Annotated in this window: 24 protein-coding genes, 1 other RNA gene and 1 pseudogene; 18 read left to right on the forward strand and 8 right to left on the reverse strand. The window is 45.6% G+C overall.

From position 1 onward, the window contains the following. Positions 1–54 precede the first annotated feature (54 nt). On the reverse strand, positions 55–2,490 hold the full coding sequence (locus FHW88_RS29415; protein ID WP_090525843.1) for a thiamine pyrophosphate-dependent enzyme: 2,436 nt from the start codon (positions 2,488–2,490) through the stop codon (positions 55–57). A 136-nt stretch (positions 2,491–2,626) separates the two neighbouring features. On the opposite strand from FHW88_RS29415, the gene FHW88_RS29420 reads away from it, so the two are divergent. From FHW88_RS29420 to ssrA, 3 genes are all read left to right on the forward strand, one after another. Next, positions 2,627–3,025, forward strand: coding sequence for a DUF1573 domain-containing protein (locus tag FHW88_RS29420; RefSeq protein ID WP_090525844.1), 399 nt, complete (start codon positions 2,627–2,629; stop codon positions 3,023–3,025). Between the two features lie 134 nt (positions 3,026–3,159). Then, positions 3,160–4,392 carry a pyridoxal phosphate-dependent aminotransferase gene (locus FHW88_RS29425; protein WP_176629047.1) on the forward strand — a complete coding sequence of 411 codons (1,233 nt, stop codon included), beginning with the start codon at positions 3,160–3,162 and terminating at the stop codon, positions 4,390–4,392. Positions 4,393–4,468: 76 nt separating this feature from the next. Next, positions 4,469–4,837: a transfer-messenger RNA gene (gene ssrA, locus FHW88_RS29430) on the forward strand. A gap of 722 nt (positions 4,838–5,559) precedes the next feature. Here ssrA and FHW88_RS30465 read toward each other — a convergent pair. From FHW88_RS30465 to FHW88_RS29455, 4 genes and pseudogenes are all read right to left on the reverse strand, one after another. After that, a pseudogene (locus FHW88_RS30465) lies at positions 5,560–6,348 on the reverse strand (recombinase family protein); the annotation flags it as partial. Further along, positions 6,332–6,487, reverse strand: a complete 156-nt coding sequence (locus tag FHW88_RS29445) for a hypothetical protein (RefSeq protein WP_176629048.1) — start codon at positions 6,485–6,487, stop codon at positions 6,332–6,334. The pseudogene FHW88_RS30465 and the gene FHW88_RS29445, both read right to left, overlap by 17 nt. Before the next feature lie 280 nt (positions 6,488–6,767). Then, positions 6,768–7,349, reverse strand: coding sequence for an LLM class flavin-dependent oxidoreductase (locus FHW88_RS29450; RefSeq protein WP_176629049.1), 582 nt, complete (start codon positions 7,347–7,349; stop codon positions 6,768–6,770). Between the two features lie 74 nt (positions 7,350–7,423). Continuing rightward, positions 7,424–7,813, reverse strand: coding sequence for a winged helix-turn-helix transcriptional regulator (locus FHW88_RS29455; RefSeq protein WP_255485488.1), 390 nt, complete (start codon positions 7,811–7,813; stop codon positions 7,424–7,426). A 68-nt stretch (positions 7,814–7,881) separates the two neighbouring features. Between FHW88_RS29455 and FHW88_RS29460 the strand changes: the two genes are divergently transcribed. The 3 genes from FHW88_RS29460 to FHW88_RS29470 all read left to right on the forward strand — a co-directional run bounded on the left by FHW88_RS29460 (position 7,882) and on the right by FHW88_RS29470 (position 10,556). Further along, positions 7,882–8,847 (forward strand): NmrA/HSCARG family protein, encoded by a 966-nt coding sequence (locus FHW88_RS29460; RefSeq protein WP_176629050.1) that lies wholly within the window; start codon positions 7,882–7,884, stop codon positions 8,845–8,847. Positions 8,848–9,126: 279 nt separating this feature from the next. Continuing rightward, entirely contained in the window at positions 9,127–10,005 is an 879-nt protein-coding gene (locus FHW88_RS29465) for a diacylglycerol/lipid kinase family protein (protein ID WP_176629051.1), read from the forward strand. Continuing rightward, positions 9,999–10,556, forward strand: a complete 558-nt coding sequence (locus FHW88_RS29470) for a dual specificity protein phosphatase family protein (RefSeq protein WP_176629052.1) — start codon at positions 9,999–10,001, stop codon at positions 10,554–10,556. The genes FHW88_RS29465 and FHW88_RS29470 overlap by 7 nt, the downstream gene beginning before the upstream one ends. Here the strand turns inward: FHW88_RS29470 and FHW88_RS29475 are convergent, their stop codons facing one another. Continuing rightward, entirely contained in the window at positions 10,557–11,000 is a 444-nt protein-coding gene (locus FHW88_RS29475) for a VOC family protein (protein WP_176629053.1), read from the reverse strand. A gap of 62 nt (positions 11,001–11,062) precedes the next feature. On the opposite strand from FHW88_RS29475, the gene FHW88_RS29480 reads away from it, so the two are divergent. From FHW88_RS29480 to FHW88_RS29525, 10 genes are read left to right on the forward strand one after another with little or no spacing between them, the layout of a single operon-like run. Further along, complete coding sequence (locus tag FHW88_RS29480; protein WP_090525853.1) at positions 11,063–11,224, forward strand: DUF3606 domain-containing protein; 162 nt, start codon at positions 11,063–11,065, stop codon at positions 11,222–11,224. Then, a complete protein-coding gene (locus FHW88_RS29485; protein ID WP_176629054.1) occupies positions 11,221–11,463 on the forward strand; it encodes a hypothetical protein in 243 nt (80 codons plus the stop codon). The genes FHW88_RS29480 and FHW88_RS29485 overlap by 4 nt, the downstream gene beginning before the upstream one ends. After that, positions 11,441–11,632 carry a hypothetical protein gene (locus FHW88_RS29490; RefSeq protein ID WP_176629055.1) on the forward strand — a complete coding sequence of 64 codons (192 nt, stop codon included), beginning with the start codon at positions 11,441–11,443 and terminating at the stop codon, positions 11,630–11,632. Before FHW88_RS29485 ends, FHW88_RS29490 begins: the two co-directional genes overlap by 23 nt. After that, complete coding sequence (gene xth / locus FHW88_RS29495) at positions 11,632–12,402, forward strand: exodeoxyribonuclease III (protein ID WP_176629056.1); 771 nt, start codon at positions 11,632–11,634, stop codon at positions 12,400–12,402. Before FHW88_RS29490 ends, xth begins: the two co-directional genes overlap by 1 nt. A gap of 19 nt (positions 12,403–12,421) precedes the next feature. Beyond that, positions 12,422–12,856 carry a DUF1810 domain-containing protein gene (locus tag FHW88_RS29500; RefSeq protein WP_176629057.1) on the forward strand — a complete coding sequence of 145 codons (435 nt, stop codon included), beginning with the start codon at positions 12,422–12,424 and terminating at the stop codon, positions 12,854–12,856. Continuing rightward, positions 12,853–13,074: a hypothetical protein gene (locus FHW88_RS29505; protein ID WP_176629058.1), complete on the forward strand. Its 222-nt coding sequence runs from the start codon at positions 12,853–12,855 to the stop codon at positions 13,072–13,074. Before FHW88_RS29500 ends, FHW88_RS29505 begins: the two co-directional genes overlap by 4 nt. Further along, a complete protein-coding gene (locus FHW88_RS29510; protein WP_176629059.1) occupies positions 13,071–13,433 on the forward strand; it encodes a hypothetical protein in 363 nt (120 codons plus the stop codon). Before FHW88_RS29505 ends, FHW88_RS29510 begins: the two co-directional genes overlap by 4 nt. Further along, positions 13,430–13,936 carry a cupin gene (locus FHW88_RS29515; RefSeq protein ID WP_176629060.1) on the forward strand — a complete coding sequence of 169 codons (507 nt, stop codon included), beginning with the start codon at positions 13,430–13,432 and terminating at the stop codon, positions 13,934–13,936. The genes FHW88_RS29510 and FHW88_RS29515 overlap by 4 nt, the downstream gene beginning before the upstream one ends. A gap of 12 nt (positions 13,937–13,948) precedes the next feature. Beyond that, positions 13,949–14,143: a hypothetical protein gene (locus FHW88_RS29520; RefSeq protein ID WP_176629061.1), complete on the forward strand. Its 195-nt coding sequence runs from the start codon at positions 13,949–13,951 to the stop codon at positions 14,141–14,143. A gap of 2 nt (positions 14,144–14,145) precedes the next feature. Then, a complete protein-coding gene (locus FHW88_RS29525) occupies positions 14,146–14,382 on the forward strand; it encodes a KTSC domain-containing protein (protein ID WP_176629062.1) in 237 nt (78 codons plus the stop codon). Positions 14,383–14,487: 105 nt separating this feature from the next. Here the strand turns inward: FHW88_RS29525 and FHW88_RS29530 are convergent, their stop codons facing one another. Beyond that, positions 14,488–14,667 carry a hypothetical protein gene (locus FHW88_RS29530; protein WP_176629063.1) on the reverse strand — a complete coding sequence of 60 codons (180 nt, stop codon included), beginning with the start codon at positions 14,665–14,667 and terminating at the stop codon, positions 14,488–14,490. Between the two features lie 149 nt (positions 14,668–14,816). After that, positions 14,817–15,242 carry a hypothetical protein gene (locus FHW88_RS29535; protein ID WP_176629064.1) on the reverse strand — a complete coding sequence of 142 codons (426 nt, stop codon included), beginning with the start codon at positions 15,240–15,242 and terminating at the stop codon, positions 14,817–14,819. A 314-nt stretch (positions 15,243–15,556) separates the two neighbouring features. Between FHW88_RS29535 and FHW88_RS29540 the strand changes: the two genes are divergently transcribed. Together FHW88_RS29540 and FHW88_RS29545 are read left to right on the forward strand one after the other, a co-directional pair. Continuing rightward, on the forward strand, positions 15,557–15,868 hold the full coding sequence (locus FHW88_RS29540; protein ID WP_176629065.1) for a hypothetical protein: 312 nt from the start codon (positions 15,557–15,559) through the stop codon (positions 15,866–15,868). Positions 15,869–16,093: 225 nt separating this feature from the next. Continuing rightward, complete coding sequence (locus tag FHW88_RS29545) at positions 16,094–16,447, forward strand: hypothetical protein (protein WP_176629066.1); 354 nt, start codon at positions 16,094–16,096, stop codon at positions 16,445–16,447. The last annotated feature ends 519 nt before the right edge of the window (positions 16,448–16,966 follow it).

Below are 16,966 nucleotides of genomic sequence, written 5' to 3' on the forward strand. Positions count from 1 at the left end.
GTTGTTGAAATCAGGATTATGAATCACTGATCTCAACAACCTGTAATTATGTTATTAATAAATAGCAGGATATTTCGATGGATTAGCCTCGTTCATCATAGCGTAAACAATTTCAACAACATCATCAACAGAAGGCTTGCTGAAGTAGTCTCCGTCCGAACCATAAGGCGGCCTATGTTCTTTTGCGGTAAGCGTTTTTGGCTGGGCATCAAGCGCATAATAGCCATTTTGGCCTTCCATTATTTTTTGCAGAATATAAGCTGAGCCAGCACCCGGTAAGTCCTCGTCAACAACAAGCAACTTGCTGGTTTTCTTTAACGAAACACCACAAACACCCTCTGTATCAAAAGGGTATAAAGTTTGCGGATCGATAATTTCAATATTGATACCCATTTCTGCGAGCTCTTCCGACGCTTCCTGTACAATGCGTAGCGTTGAACCATAAGATACAACGGTAATATCGCTGCCTTCGCGCAAAACTTCGGCTTTACCAAGCGGTACAGTAAATTCGCCGACATTGGCGGGTAATTTTTCTTTTAAGCGATAGCCGTTCAGGCATTCTATTACCAGCGCAGGTTCGTCGCCCCTTAACAGCGTATTATACATACCTGCTGCCTGGGTCATGTTACGGGGCACACAAATATGAAAGCCGCGCATCGACCCTAAAATAACACTCATTGGCGAACCTGAATGCCAGATCCCTTCTAAACGATGGCCCCGGGTACGGATAATAAGCGGAGCTTTTTGCCCGCCCATAGTACGGTAACTTAAACTTGCTATATCATCACTGATGATGGTTATGGCATAGATCAGGTAGTCAAGGTACTGGATTTCTGCTATTGGCCTTAGGCCGCGCATAGCAAGGCCCATACCCTGCCCTATGATACTTGTTTCGCGAATGCCCGTATCTGTAATGCGGATTTCGCCATATTTTGCCTGTAAACCAGCAAAGCCCTGGTTAACATCGCCTATCGCACCCAAATCTTCACCAAATGCAACGATGCTTTTATCGCGTGCAAAATTGGCGTCGAAAGCTGCATTCAATACTTCCCTTCCATCCATTAACCTGGCATCATCGCTATAAACAGCGGGCACAACAGGCACATACAGAGGCGATTCAGGAGTTCCGGTAAAAAGCTTTGAATTGTAACGTTCGGTATTTTTTGCTTTCTCAGCTTTTAACCATTCTGTTAAAAGCTGGCGTTCAACATTATTTTCGGTGGTAGTTAACCGTAATGTTTTGCGGATGGCCGAAAAAATTTCGCGACGCCCGGCATCAATACTGGAGCGCAAACCAGCTGATAATGCTGATATTACTTCTTTTTTACCCGGCACTGTTTCGGCAAAGGCATCGATCAATGCTGCAGCTTCTTCTATTTCGCTTTTTATTACGACAGCCAATTCATTAGCCGCCTCACGTTGACATTCGCGTACATACCTTTTTGCTTCAGCTTCAAGCTCTTCCAGTTCTATTTCGGTCGAGATTGCCGATGTGATCATCCATTCGCGCATTTTTAACAAACAATCGTGCTCATCTTCCCAGGTAAGGCGTTCCCTGCTTTTATAGCGTTCATGTGAGCCCGAAGTTGAGTGTCCCTGTGGTTGGGTCATTTCGGTAACATGGATCAGCACAGGCACATGTTCCTCACGGCAAATATTAATGGCGCGCTCGTAAGTTTCACAAAGGGCAATATAATCCCAACCACGCACTTTAAAGATCTCGTAACCGTTGCTTCCGTTTTCGCGCTGAAAGCCTTTTAATATTTCAGAAATATCTTCTTTGGTAGTTTGCAGGTTCGCTGGCACAGAAATAGCATACGCGTCATCCCAAATAGAGATGGCCATAGGCACCTGTAGTACCCCCCCGGCATTGAAAGTTTCAAAAAACGAACCTTCGGATGTGGCGCCGTTACCAACGCTGCCAAAAGCAACTTCATTACCATTAACCGAAAATTGTTTCAGATAATCCAGCTCTTTATTTTGGCGATATAGCTTTGACGCGTAAGCTAAACCTAATAAGCGGGGAATTTGTCCGGCGGTGGTTGATATATCCGACGAACTGTTCATCGTTTCAGCCTGGTTAACCCAACTGCCATCAGTATTTACAAAACGTGTAGCGTAGTGGCAGTTCATTTGCCTGCCGCCAGAGGCCGGATCTTTTTCAATATCGGGGTTAGCATATAACTGGGCAAAAAACTCTTTCATATTGCTCATGCCCGTAGCAAACATAAAAGTTTGATCGCGGTAATAGCCCGCGCGCCAGTCGCCGGCGCGGAAAGCCTTGGCCATTGCCAATTGCGCAACCTCTTTACCGTCGCCGAAAATACCGAACTTTGCCTTGCCCGTTAGCACTTCCCTGCGGCCTATTAAACTGGCCTGACGGCTCTCATAACCAATGCGGTAATCATCAATAACAATCTTCTTGAAATCATCAAAACTGAGCTCGGCAGTATTAAATTTACTGGTAGCGCGTGTTGTAGTTTCAGGCATATAAAATTTTGTTTAGACGGTAAAAGTATAAAATTCTATTCTGTATTAGGCAAACTAACAGATAAAACCCGGAGTTTGAGTAATAGTTTTGTAATTACATTAAACCTTTTATATTTGTAATAATCAAATATAACGTATGAAAAAGATATTAATGATTTGCGCGGTAATATTAGGCTTTGCCTTCACCGCATCAGCACAAGATAGCGGAAAAGCTGAGTTTAAATTTAACGAAGAAAAGCATGATTTTGGTAAAATACCACAAGGCACTCCTGTTACTACCGTGTTTGAATTTACCAATATTGGTAAAGAGCCGCTTATTTTAACAGAAGTAAGACCGACCTGCGGCTGTACCATTGCCGACTATACAAAAACCCCTGTAAAAAGCGGCGATAAAGGAACAATCAAGATCACTTACAATGCTGCCGCTGCTGCTCCGTTTAATAAAACTATCGTAGTTAAATCAAACGCAGTAACGCCCGAAAAATATTTGAATATTGTTGGTGAAGTGGTAGCTAAACCCGCGGCGAGCAAATAACTGATTGCATGCTTGATATATCCCCTATATCAACCGGGATATTTAAAAATATATTTAAAAGACCCGGTTTCGGGTCTTTTTTCGTTTACAAAGGTTTTACAAAACAGTATTTTGATTTTTAGTAATTTTGCAGGATGCCAAAAATATCTGAAAAAGGGCAACGGATGCCCGCATCACCGATAAGAAAATTAACACCTTACGCCGATAAAGCTAAGCAGGATGGAAAAAAGGTGTATCATCTCAACATCGGCCAACCCGATATTGCTACACCCGATGGCATGCTGAATGCCGTTAAAAATATTGATTTTAAGGTTTGGGCTTATACCCCGAGCGAAGGCACATTAAGCTATCGCAAAAAGCTTACTGAATATTATAACAAGCTGGATTATAATATTACCCCCGAAGATATTATTGTTACCACTGGAGGTTCGGAAGCGATTACCATTGCTATGATGGCCTGTCTTGATTCGGGCGATGAAGTGATCATCCCTGAGCCTTTTTATGCCAATTATAATGGATTTGCAAGCCAGGGCGATGTTGTGGTTAAGCCTATATTGTCATACATTGATAATGGTTTCGCGCTCCCTCCTATCAGCGAATTTGAAAAACTTATAACGGATAAAACCAGGGCCATCATCATATGCAATCCTAACAATCCTACCGGGTATTTATACTCAAAAGAAGAGATGGAAGCGTTGAAGCAACTTGTTTTAAAGCATAACCTGTACCTTTTTTCGGACGAAGCTTACCGCGAGTTTTGCTATGATGGCCGTTCATTTATATCACCAGCGCATATGAATGGGCTTGAAGAAAACGTTGTAATACTGGATACAGTAAGCAAACGCTATAGCGCGTGCGGTGCCCGGTTAGGGTGCCTGATCACTAAAAATAAAGAGTTGCGTGCCACGGCTTTAAAATTTGCCCAGGCCCGTTTAAGTGCAGGCATGGTTGAACAAATTGCCGGCGAAGCTGCAGTTGATACTCCGGATAGCTATTTTGAAGCCGTAAATAAAGAGTACACCAGCAGGCGCAACACACTTGTTAGTGCATTGAACAAAATAGAGGGCGTTTATTGCCCTAACCCGGGCGGTGCTTTTTATGTGGTTGCCAAATTACCTATTGACGATGCCGACAAGTTTTGCCAATGGATGCTTGAATGCTTCAGCCTCAACAACGAAACTGTGATGATGGCCCCTGCCACCGGCTTTTACAGCACACCAGGCGCGGGACTAAATGAAGTGCGTATGGCATACGTTTTAAATAAAAACGAGCTTAAAAAAGCGATGATTTGTTTGGATGAAGCATTGAAAGTTTATCCGGGCCGCGTGGTAGCTGAAAGCTCAAAGGAAAAGGCCGAAAGCGTTTGAATTTGCCCAGTTTGCTAAAGTTTTATATCTTTGATGGCTTTTTGCTTTATCCTTTCAGCTTTAAGCTCCAATAAATGGGGTCGACCGGAATTGACAGGATGGAGATAAGTAGGTAAGCATGCAGCGCGTTGGGTGAATTAGCGCTTTAATCTGAACACTCAAACTTACAAATGGCGAAAATAACTACGCCTTAGCTGCCTAATTTAGAATTAGCATAGCTTTTGTCCCGCCGGTTTTCCGTTTCATCGGATCGGCAACCGGGGCATCGAAAGATGAAACTGGCCTGCTTAAGGTGTGATAAGCGGGTAAGATAAAGCACCTAAGGAAGACGGTACAGGTAAGCGACTGACCTTCCCCTTCCCTACAATTAAACAGAAGCTAAGCATGTAGAAAGCTTACCTTATACCATGTTTGGACGAGGGTTCGAATCCCTCCGGCTCCACTTGAAGGGATTTTCTCAGGAAAATCCCTTTTTTTATCAATTTCAAGCAATCCTTTCTCCTTCATTATCAATTCATTACATGCCAATACCGGCACTATGGTAGGTGTTCGATAGATGCCATTTTTATAGTATAAATTGCTGTCGAACACCAAAGAAATGAGTTCGCGCTTCGCCAATGTATCAGAACTCACATAAACGTGTTCCATATCAGTTAGCTTGCCAATATGCTGAGCAATTAATTTATATCCTTCAGATGGGTCGCGGCTTAAGCGTTCAACGGATGCTTTCAGGCTGTAGATTTCCGAATTATAATTTGAATACCACCTGCTATAAGTCTCGCGGGTAATTTGGTTACTAATCCATTTCTCTTCAACAGCAAATAGTTTTTCCTGAACCCTTTCGATTTCGGCTTTCTTTTCTGCAACTAATACCTGGTTCTCTTTGAATTTTTCCTTCAACGAGTTTTCGGCTGTTTTTTCAACTTGGTCAATTTGGTTTGAGGATAAGCTCATTAGCTGACAAATCTGTAAAAGCTGATCGTGTGCTTTCAAAGCACTGATATTGTTATGCCTTGAATGCTTGCATTTGTAATAGTAATACCAATTGCCGGCTTTCCCGCGCGAGGGTGCTCCAGACAACGGCTGCCCACAGTGGCATTTTAATATCCCGCGTAAAGGAATTTCATCATCAAGACTTTTCTTGCTTCTGTCTGGCTTTTGGAGTTTGTTTTGGACAATGTTCCAGGTTGTCATATCGATCAAAGGCTCGTGCCTCGCAGGAAAAAGCCCCCCTGGATATTCCTTAAATGGTTTGGCCTTCACCATTCCGGCGTAGGCAGGATTGCTTAGTACCCTTTCCACAGCCATATTACCGCCGCGATCAAACCCCATTGCTCGTACTTCCTCTTTTATCGTTTTGAGGGGCATGTCTTTGAGGTAAGATTCATAGATAAACAGGACAACTTTCGCCTGAATTCCATCAATTACCAATGTGCGTGCCTTTCCTTCGCCAACCTTTTTATAACCAAACGGAGGCAGGTTACTCATAAATCGTCCTTCTTTCGCACGGGCAGTATAGTTACCTCCACGAATTTTGATACTGCGGTTGATGTTGTCCTCTTCCGCAAGCAATAGCTGAAGACCTGTTCGGAAATAGCTCCCCGGCGTATCATAGTCGAACACGATACCTTCGGTGACGCTAACAATTTGAATGCTGTGTTGCCTCTGGAGATTTTTAACTAAGGTCATCGCCTCACCCGCATCCCTGCTGAAACGGTCTAACTGATCGACAATAAGGTAATCTACATCGTTTTGATGTTTTTTTATAAATGCCTGTAATTTCATAAAATCGGGCCGGTCAAAAGTCTTGGCACTGTGCCCCCGATCAATAAAAGTATCTACGAGAGTGATATTATTGTATTGTATATATTGATCAGTGTACATCTCTTGACGCTCTATCGAACCGTTACTTTGCCCGAGATTACTGAATCTTAAATATCTAATTGCCCGTTTCACATAAGTCCTTTAAAACCGCTTTTACTAATATTTCTGCTATTAAATTTAGTAATTTCAACTCTTTTTCCCGTTCAAATTCTTGAATATTTTCAATGATTTTTTCGTCCAGCGATGCCGTGCTGTTAACAACTTCTTTCATGGTTCTTGCCTAAATAGGCTCAAAACTGGCACGATTTTGATCCATTTAGTCATGAGTTTTTCGGTACTACCTGTTTATTAATACCGTTAAATTGCCAGGCATTTACATATAGAAGCTGTATTTTATTGGGGGCGTCTCATCCGAATCGAGGTATTTCAAGATTTCCCCTACTTTACGGGAGCATTCAATTGTTATTGAAAATTTGCGATCAAATTGTGTATTATTCCAATTCATTTTCGATAGCGCTAAAATCTCATCGCAAATAAGTTCAGGAGATTCGTCATGACTGAACAATCTGATTTCTATTGGGTGACGGTATGTAGCTTCCGGGATAAGTGTTATAAAAAGGCACGAACCCTCTTGTATATAGCAGATGTGTTTTATCGTCGAAGCTTGCCATCGTTCCGCGTAGAGGAGGATACATTGTTTCTCTATACAGTCTCAAATCTGACCGCATGATTGTGACCAAATCGACGGCGTGTATGTTATTTTTGTAGGCAGCTTCTTTAAAGCCCTCAATCTCATTTGAGTTGAAATTTGAAGTTTTGTGAAGCACGAGACGTTGCGGATAAACTTTTAAAGCTTCAAAATACTCTTTAAGCGAATGATCCAATAAATCGAACGCCTGAGCCTCTGAACCGACCCGGATCGTGGAAGTCTTACCGGCGATATGCCCGATCAGTAAACTGGTAGCTGAACTGGCCACGCTCACCATATTATGATGCTCGGCAAACCAGTAACGCGTGTAGCCCAGGGCTTCCGCCTGCTGCGCATTCGCTACACTATAGTTAAAACTGTCCGCAATGCTATGTCCCTGGATGACCGTCGCCAGGTCGAGAACCGAATAGTTGATCGCTGCCATGCTGCAAAGTTAGCCGATGCCAAACCGGCTTCTGTCAGCTCAGTTCCATTTTCAGGATGCCGGATCAGGGTAGCCTAGCGATTTACAAATTCACCTTGCTGTTCGGCAACCTGGTTACCCCATTGCAGGATGGCATTAAGCAGTGGAATGCAGGATCTTCCAAATTCGGTTAAGCCATAGATCACTTTGATCGGCGGCTTTTCGCCGTAGACCTTTCGATAGATCAAACCATCTTCTTCCATTTGCTTGAGCTGCAGGCTCAGCGTTCTTTCGGTTACGCCGGGCATTTCCTTGCCGAGCTCGCTGTACCGTTTAGCCGCATCTTTCAAATGGTAAAGGATGACCGCCTTCCATTTCCCGCCGATCAAATCCATCGCCAGGCTTACGGTACAAGGATATTGTTTGTCACGGAGCTGGATAAAATCGCTTTTACATTCTGTCCGCATGTTCGTCAGGCTATCCAAATGGATAGTTATTGCAAATCTATGAAACGATAAATAGTTTTGCAACTATCATTTTTATAGTTTAATTTATGAAATCGGAATTCAATCAAACAGCGCTCAAACCGCTGATCACCATCACAGGAATTTTAGGCAAGCAGGGCTACAGCGCCGCACAAACGCTTTTGCAAAGTGGCCGGTACCGGGTGCGCGGTATTACCCGCCGTACGGATTCACCGAATGCGATCAGCCTGAAAGAACAAGGTGCGGAATTAGTTAACCTGCCACTGGATATCGGTCATCAGAAAGCTTATACCGAAGCATTCCGCGGCTCGCACGGCGTTTTCATGATGACGCCTGGTATCGCGCCGCCGGATACCCACGAATTTGAGTTGGGTAAGCAACTGGCCGATGCGGCGGTGGAAGCCGGGGTACAGCACGTGATCTTCAGCAGCCTGGAAAACGTTGATGAGATCACCCGGGGAAAGAAGTTCGCACCACATTTTACAGATAAAGCCAGGATCGAAGCCTATATCCGGACACTGCCTGTTACCAGTTCCTTTATTTATATGGCTTTCTTCTACACGAACCTATTAGAGTTTTATACGCCGCTGGTCAGGGAGGATGGTACGCTGATCTTTCCCATCTATCTGCCGGAAGACTTCCGCGCGCCTTTTGTTGATCCCTTAACAGCTACCGGGCCCGCTGTACTGGAGCTGTTTTCCGACCCGCAGCAATATGGCGGGCGGTCGTTGCCTGTGATCGGCGACATCATTTCGCCGCGGGAGATGGTAGCTGCTTTTAGCCGGGTAACCGGCAAAGAGGCCGTTTACAGTTCAGCTTATTCACGTGAAGACTTTCTCCGGCATTTCCCGGCATTTGTTTCCAACGAGCTGTTGGTGCAGGAAACTATCGGAATGGTGAAATACGCCGTGGAAGATGGTTATTTCCGCGAAGGCCGCGACCTGGAATGGAGCCGCCGGATCGATCCCGGTACCCTAACCTGGGAACGTTTTTTGCGCAAGACCGGATGGCAGGGCGAAAAGATGAGCTTTTAAACTGATCTGCCTTCCGGCTCGCGACGATGTGCTGCCGGCTTTTTTATGCGGATTAATTTATTACATCGGCGATATCTTATCCCTGGCAAAGGGACACGTTATTCAGAATAACTCCAAATAAAAACAGAGACAATTTTAATGGGTAATATTCTTTCCGGCTGCTGCTATCACAGCAACAGTAGCGGACGCATGGAGTGGGATATGGACTAAAAGAAATCATCAAATTTGTGCGCCGGCAATCTTTTCCCGGCGTTTTTTGTTAATGAACAAACATAACGCATGAAAGCACCGCATTTATTTTTTATCGTTAACCCCTCGGCCGGGAAAGACGAACCTATCGTAGAACAGATCGGCGAAGTATTCCGGGACAGCGGGGCAGTGATCACTGTTCACGTATTGGAGGAAAAAGAAGAACCTGCCGAACTCATCCGCTCGGTGCTGAATGAAACCGATCTGGTAGCCGTTTATGGTGGTGATGGCAGTGTGACGCAGGCCGCTGCGGGTTTGATAGGAACCGGCAAACCCCTGCTCATTATTCCCGGCGGAACGGCCAATGTTTTTGCCAAAGAACTGGGTATCCCGCAAGATACCATGGAAGCTTTAAAGCTGTTCCGCGACCAAAAGTATCGCTTGCAAGCGGTAGATACAGGACTGGTTAACGGCCACCCTTTTCTTTTGCGGGTCAACCTGGGCATCATGGCAGAAATGATCACCGAAACCGACCCGGGTTTGAAGGACAAGATCGGCCAGCTGGCTTATGGTGTCGCCGCGGTGAAAAGCGCTGTAAATACCGAACCGGTTGCTTACCATTTAACGATAGACGGCAAAACGGCCGAAGCAACCGGCGTAGCCCTGACTGTTACCAATTCCGGCAGCATCGGTATCGGCGGCTTGCAAATGCACCCGGGGATCAGTGTCAATGACGGCTTACTGGATATTATACTGCTCAAAGATGCGGGGATGCTATCGCTGCTCAAAGCCGCGGGGTCCAGTCTCCTGGATCAAACAACCGACGCCGTTGATCATTGGGCCGGTAAAGACATTAAGATCAGGTTGCCTGAAAAACAAGTATATCTTTGTGACGACTGTGAAGCAGAAGCTAAAGAACTTACGCTAAAGGTTGTTCCGGGGTCTTTAACGATTGCTGTGCCATGTTAACGAAAATCAAAAGTATCATTACCTTCCTGGTTATTTTCTGGCAGAAGATATGGGATAATATTTACCGTTTCTTTAATGGCGTTCCAACCCTGAAGCGCAGCCAGATCACCGCCAATCTTTTTTTAGGGAGCCAGTACAGCCTGATCGGCCTGCAAAAACTCAAAGCACTGGGCATCACTGCTATTGTCAATATGCGGGAACATCCGGCTTTCGCCGAGTCGAAATACGAAGGATTCCATTACCTGCATTTGCCGACGGTTGACAATACCCCGCCGCCGCTGGAAACATTGATCAAAGGCGCGGAATTTGTCACTCACGAGATCAAAGCCGGCGGCAAGGTTTATATCCACTGCCGTCAGGGCCTGGGGAGGGGACCTACCATGACCATTGCCTACCTGATCAGTACCGGCCTGACCTATGACGCCGCTTTTGCACTGGTCAAAAAGGTGCGCTCTTTTATCAACCCACGGTCATCGCAAATTGCTCAGTTAAAAGCATTGGAACAATACTATCAGGAACATCCCCAACCAGTGAGCGTGACCCCTAAATAATTAAAGCGGTTGGGCCAAACCCACCAGCAGTCCTTCGGCACCTCTGATATAACAAAGCCGGTAAGCATTTTCATATTGTACGATTTCGCCAACCAGCATTGCGCCTTGTTTTTGCAAACGCTCCACCAGTTCATCAATATTCGTCACGGCAAACATCGCCCGCAAATAGCCCAACGCATTGACCGGTGCATTGCGGTGATCCTCGATGACCCCGGGATCAAGAAAACGCGATAGTTCTAAACGGCTGTGTCCATCCGGCGTCACCATCATCGCAATCTCTACCCGCTGGTCAGGGAGGCCTGTGATCCGGCCCGCCCATTCACCTTCAATGACCATCCGCCCCTCCAGTTTCAGGCCGATCTCGGTAAAAAAAGCTATGGCTTTATCCAGGGATTCCACCACGATCCCCATGTTGTCCATTCTCAATAATTCACTTGTTGCCATAAACCTGTTGGAATAAAATTTGTTAACTATTAACTAATTATTCATAACAAATATATCGACCTATGAGTACAAGAGGAAGTAAAGTGGAAAGGAATTCCGTTTCGAATCAGCCCCACGAGATCAAATACGAAGCACAAAAGGAAGGTACCAGTGCCAAAGCCATCAAAGAAGCCAAGAAATCGGTAGGCAACCAGCGCGCCGCCATAGAAAAGAAAGTGAAATGAGCCGGGGATTTGTCAAAGAGGGCGATGCCGATCAACTCAAAGATGTGGCAGCGAATAGGACTTCGCTGCTCTTCTTTTTAAAACGGGAGAATGGCGGCCCGGTATATGAACTGCGTACGCGCTACAGCGAGAAATACCGGAAAGAAGTGCACGAAATGAGCGACGGTTTAGGCTATATGCTCAATGACGGGAACCAATGGCAAATCATATTAGAAGATGAACACACCAGGAAAAAATAAAGTACAAACCGATGAGATCGGTGATGATTTGGAAAGCGGCGATGAAGTAAACCAGGCGATCGAACAACAAGGCGATGACGCTACCGCCGGAATCCCGCGCGATACCGATGCGGCCAAACATGAGCCGAAAAAGCAGGATGATAACCAGGAATTGCAGGGCGCGCCGTAATGAAGATCGCGACGTATAATATCAACGGCATTAATGGCCGCCTGGAGAATTTGCTGCGTTGGCTCCAGGAAGCACAGCCGGATATTGTCTGTCTGCAGGAGCTCAAATGTGAACAGCATAGTTTCCCTGAAAGCGCTTTAAAAGATGCGGGCTACAACGCGATCTGGCAGGGCCAGAAAAGCTGGAACGGCGTAGCCATCCTTGCCAAAAACGAGATACGCGAACTGCATCGCGATCTGCCTGGCGACGATGATGAGTTTACCCATAGCCGTTATATCGAAGCGTTCGTCGATGACATGGTCATCGGCTGTATTTATTTGCCGAATGGCAATCCCTGGCCCGGACCTAAATTTGATTACAAATTACGCTGGTTCAAACGGCTGGCTGATCACGCAAAAGGGTTGGTCAACCGCGAACTGCCGGTATTGCTGATCGGCGATTACAATGTGATGCCTACCGAACTGGATACCTATAAACCCGAAAAATATCTGGAGAACGCGCTGTTCCGCCCTGAAAGCCGCGAAGCTTACCGAAATCTGGTTGATCAGGGCTGGACCGACACCATCCGCCAGCTATATCCCAACGAACGGATCTATACCTTTTGGGATTACCTGCGCAATGCTTACGGTCGGAATGCCGGGCTGCGGCTGGATCACTTTCTGCTCAATAAGCATATCGCACCACGTTTAAGGACCGCACAGGTGGACAAACATGTACGCGGCTGGGAACACAGCAGCGACCACGCGCCGGTGTGGATCGAACTGGCATGATATTTAAACCAATTAGGCTATGAACACCAAGCAGCATTTAAAGCGTTTCCTGGATGCACAAGACAGCGATTACGAAACAGCGCTGGCCGAGATCAAAAGCGGCCGCAAGCGCAGCCACTGGATGTGGTATATCTTCCCGCAAATTGCCGGTTTGGGAAGCACAGCAACGTCCCGGCATTATGCAATAAAAGACATTCAGGAAGCTACGGACTTTTTATTTGACGAAACCCTGGGCCCGCGACTCGTTAATATCTGTAAAGCCCTGCTGGAATTGCCCACCAATGACGCTTTTGAAATTTTCGGGGACCCCGACCATCTCAAGCTCAGATCAAGTATGACCTTATTTGATGCCGTGCCGGCCACTTTCCCGGTATTCGGGCAGGTATTGGATAAATTCTATCGCGGCGAACGTGATCAGCGCACACTGGATATTTTAAAGCAGCAGAAAATATGAAACTCGGCCCGCAGCTTTTAGCCCTGCTCGATAAACAATATACACCGTCTGAACTGACAGAAATGGTCTTTCAACGCTATGACCTGGCCTTTAAAACCGATGAAACGGGCCAGCCTGTTTTGTTATTCATCGGCAAAAAAGACGGTCAGGGTAAGATCAAAGGCGAACGCTTCGCCAGGCAAACTAAGGGCCATTGGGACAACAAGGGCAAAATATGAAAAAGAAAAGCTACAAGATCACCTTCAGTTTGCAGGAAGGTTACGCGCCCGGCGCAAAAATTCACCGAATCAGCACTGCCGAACGCATCATTAAAGATTGGCTCGCTGAACGCCTTAAGAAAAAGAAGCCCGTCGTGACAGGGCTTTTACAACAAGGTACCTTGTTTTTCCCGGCGAACGACGCCATCAGCGCATCGCCGACCGCAATCTTTACCGGTGAGCTTTCTGAACCAAAAGATATGAAGCGCAGCAACAAAGAGGTGAAGAATACGCTCAGGTCGCTGGCAGCTTTGTTGAAGGACCGGTTGAAACAAGAATCGGTCTTTATCGTTTACCGAGAAAAGAACTGGTGTGTATGAACAACGAATTGGAAAAGCAGGAATTACATATAGATGATGATGGGGTGTTTCCCGGAAACAGGCTGCCGGCGCTTTTGTATAAAGGCGCTTTGGACATCCCGTTCTTATTTCCGGCCACTCATGTCAGCAAGCTGTTTGCGGCAAACGGATGGAGCAATAGCTGGGATGCGGGCATTTTTACCTACCACCATTACCACAGCGTCACCCATGAAGTGCTCGGCATTTATTCGGGCAAGGCCCGCGTTCAATTAGGTAATGATGCCGGCCCCGTCATCCTCTTAGAGAAAGGCGATGTACTGATCATCCCGGCGGGTGTAGCCCACAAAAACTTGGACAAAGAAAATGATGTTGGCGTGGTCGGGGCTTACCCGGACGGCAAAGATTATGATATGAATTACGGCAAACGCGATGAAAGGCCCGGAACTGATAAGAATATCGCGGCCGTACCCTTGCCCAAAACAGATCCGCTGACGGGCGAAGTGATCAAACAATGGAAAAATTAAAAAGGAGGAAATATGCCCTGGTATAACGGCGACTACCCGCCCTCTTATAAGAACCAGCCGGTCTATCTGCGGGAAAAAGCGGTAGAGATCGCTAACGAGATCATTAAAGAAAGCGGCGACGAAGGCATCGCTATCGCGACCGGGCTGAAACGGGCACGGCAATATTTCGAAGAGCACCCGGAAGAAATTCCTGAAAACGAAAAGTAGTCATGCCATCTGCTGTCATCAAATCTTACAGCTATGATGCCGCCAGTGAAACGCTGGAAATCGCGTATCACTCCGGCAGGGTCTATCATTACCTCAACGTTCCTGAAAAAGTATTTAAGGAAATGCGCTCCACTATGGTCAAAGGCATCTGGTTCAACCGGCACATCAAAGGCAGATATCCGTTTGAAGAAGTCACACCAGGTTTAAACCAAACGAATCTGTTTGAAGATCAACCGTAAATCCGGCTGTAAGACAGGCTTGTGTTAACGCTGATACCTGCACCGCGGTTGGCTGCCATTATTTGGCGAGCTTTTAAAATTGAAGCCGATACAAACCAATCACGACTATTCAAAGTTCGCGCTTGCCGTCACGAATGAACAGGCTTTGCCGGCTGAACTGTTCAGGGAAATGGTAACGCCCCGGCAAAAAAAATGCCCGGCGGGCCCCGCCGTGGAATGGCCATTTTTACCAACGGGAACAACGGCTTCGCCTTGATCAAGCAGGTCCTGAAAGCGGCGTTTCACTTGAAAGAACTTACGCCTTAAAGTAGAGAACGGCTCCGAAATTAATTGTGGCGGGCGGCAATCAGCGCCTGGGTACTCCTCCTTTGACCATCTTCATTTAGCTTCAGTTATTTAACACTATTTAGCGGTCTGTTGGAAGCCCTTACCCTTTATATTGCGGGTTTGTCTTTGGCATCTATTAACTGAAAGCCCGCCTTGACGGCCTTCGTTTTTTTCATATAACGTACTTCCAGGGAATCCTTATAATTAATGGCCAGTTTAATTTTATCCGGGCTTAAAAAAGTAGCCGTAAAAGGATAGTTTTCTCCTATGGTGATCCTTCCGGTGATGTAATTGGCCTGTTGATCACGGATCTTAAAATAGCCAGTATAACAATGTAGTTTTCTGGTTACGCTTATCTTGCCGCCTGGAAAAAAGGCGATCTGAAAATTTTTTAACGAGTCCGCAACCGGATCTTTCTCCGTCCAATAGCCATAAATGGTATTGGCAGGTTCTATTCGTTTGGTATAGGTTTTGAAACCAAAACCTGAACAAATACCGAGAACAATAAAGCTGCTTAATACGATAGTTTTCATAGCGATTCATTTTTTTTGTCACTCATCTAAAATTAGGTGAGAATGAAAAGATGGTCAACAGATTTAACGTTTTTTAACAACCATATCTTGCCAATCGGCGTTCACCTATGTATAGCAACGCTATACTTTGTATGTTTTTCTCATCTAATAAAACGTTTTACCAAAATCTATAGATACCTGTCTGCACGGACACATAGCTAAAAATCCCGCAATCCCAAGTTGAAAATAATTTTGGAAAAATTTGCTGAACACATCGCTCCCGAAAGGCAGTCGCATTTCGCCTCCCTTTAATAAAATGGCTAACTTAGCGGGTGATGACCGACATTGAACGTTTCAACCTCTATTGGCTTAACCATGCCATGACTGCCCCGGTAGCGTCGGCAGAACGATATTATTACGATGCCCATACCAGAAAATTCTTTACGGAAAGGTCCGGTGTTTTATTTGATATGGTCGACCTCCCGCTGACTGTTCCGGCCTCTGAGCACCTTGGCGAACGGTTAGCAGGCATCGACGCTGAAGCATCTGAAATCGTTGAAATTCCAAGATTGAATGTCCGGGACAAGGTTTCCGTGCAATTGTTATTTCTGTCAAAATTCCCCACATTATCCATGAAGAAAAGCTGAGGCTTGCCGCCGAACAGCAACAGGATGCGCCAGGTCTTGTCCTGGATAAACTCGAAGCTATGGACCCGGTCCTGTTACCTTTCAGGCTACTGGGAAGACTTTAAGTTAAAGACGATCCAATATTACCTGGAAAAATTCACCGGCATCATCGGCATAGCCTCAAAAATGTTTTAAATTAGGCTGCGATCTGAAAACTGAGTTAGATCGTAATTTTTTTAATCAATCATGAGGCTTATACTGCCCATCTTATTTTTGACGATACTCTCGATAAAAGCATTTTCTCAGGAGGTACGATCTGATAGTCTTGAAAATATTGCGCGAAATGCGATGTTCACCGATGCTTACATTCAAATTGAAGGTAAATTACACTCGAAAAAACTAAAAGTGGAGGTTAATTTGGGAGATACCCCGGAACAGATGAAGGCCGGAAAGGAGTATTCCGAAAAGCTGACAGGTAAAAAGTCATATGCTGCTATCTTAAATTTCATGGTTCAAAACGAATTCGAACCCGTTCAGACGCCTGAATACACGGAGGCCTATTCGGGACAGGCGGCACTACGGGTATTTTTTTTATCATGAAGAAAAATACAGCGCCCCGATAGCCATTCGTAATGATCAACTTGCGTAAAAGTAATCCTGAGGTTATTTGTCAATTCTTTCACTTTCTCCTGATGCTCAGCGAAAAGCGAGGCAACACCGTTTTTCACCCTTTGTTTTTCCCCTCACCAGCCTGCTTCTTTCTTGCCTCCCAAAGCATCGCAAATTTTGCCGCTTCTATCTCGTAAGACTTTTATAAAAGGCTACGGCATAATAAAGCATTCTGCTTTACCCTTGGGGACTTAAGCGGCTGAAGCCGTCCCTGCGCCGACCAAAAAAGGGCCATGGCCTGGTTATTTTGCTGCGCTCAATTAGAAAAGATGCATAGCGCTGGTTGAACTGGTGAACACCGATGATTTATTTAAAGAGCTGAACGCTTAAGTAATAGTTCAATCCCAATTGAATTCAGAAGTTGCCGGAATCGAACACAAATCGTCCGTTTTCGTTACAACCTGTTTTTGCTACCTTATCATAAATAATTAATTTTCAATAATATTCACC

The sequence above is a fragment of the Mucilaginibacter sp. SG538B genome (genome assembly GCF_013376065.1).
Classification (GTDB): Bacteria; Bacteroidota; Bacteroidia; order Sphingobacteriales; family Sphingobacteriaceae; genus Mucilaginibacter; species Mucilaginibacter rubeus.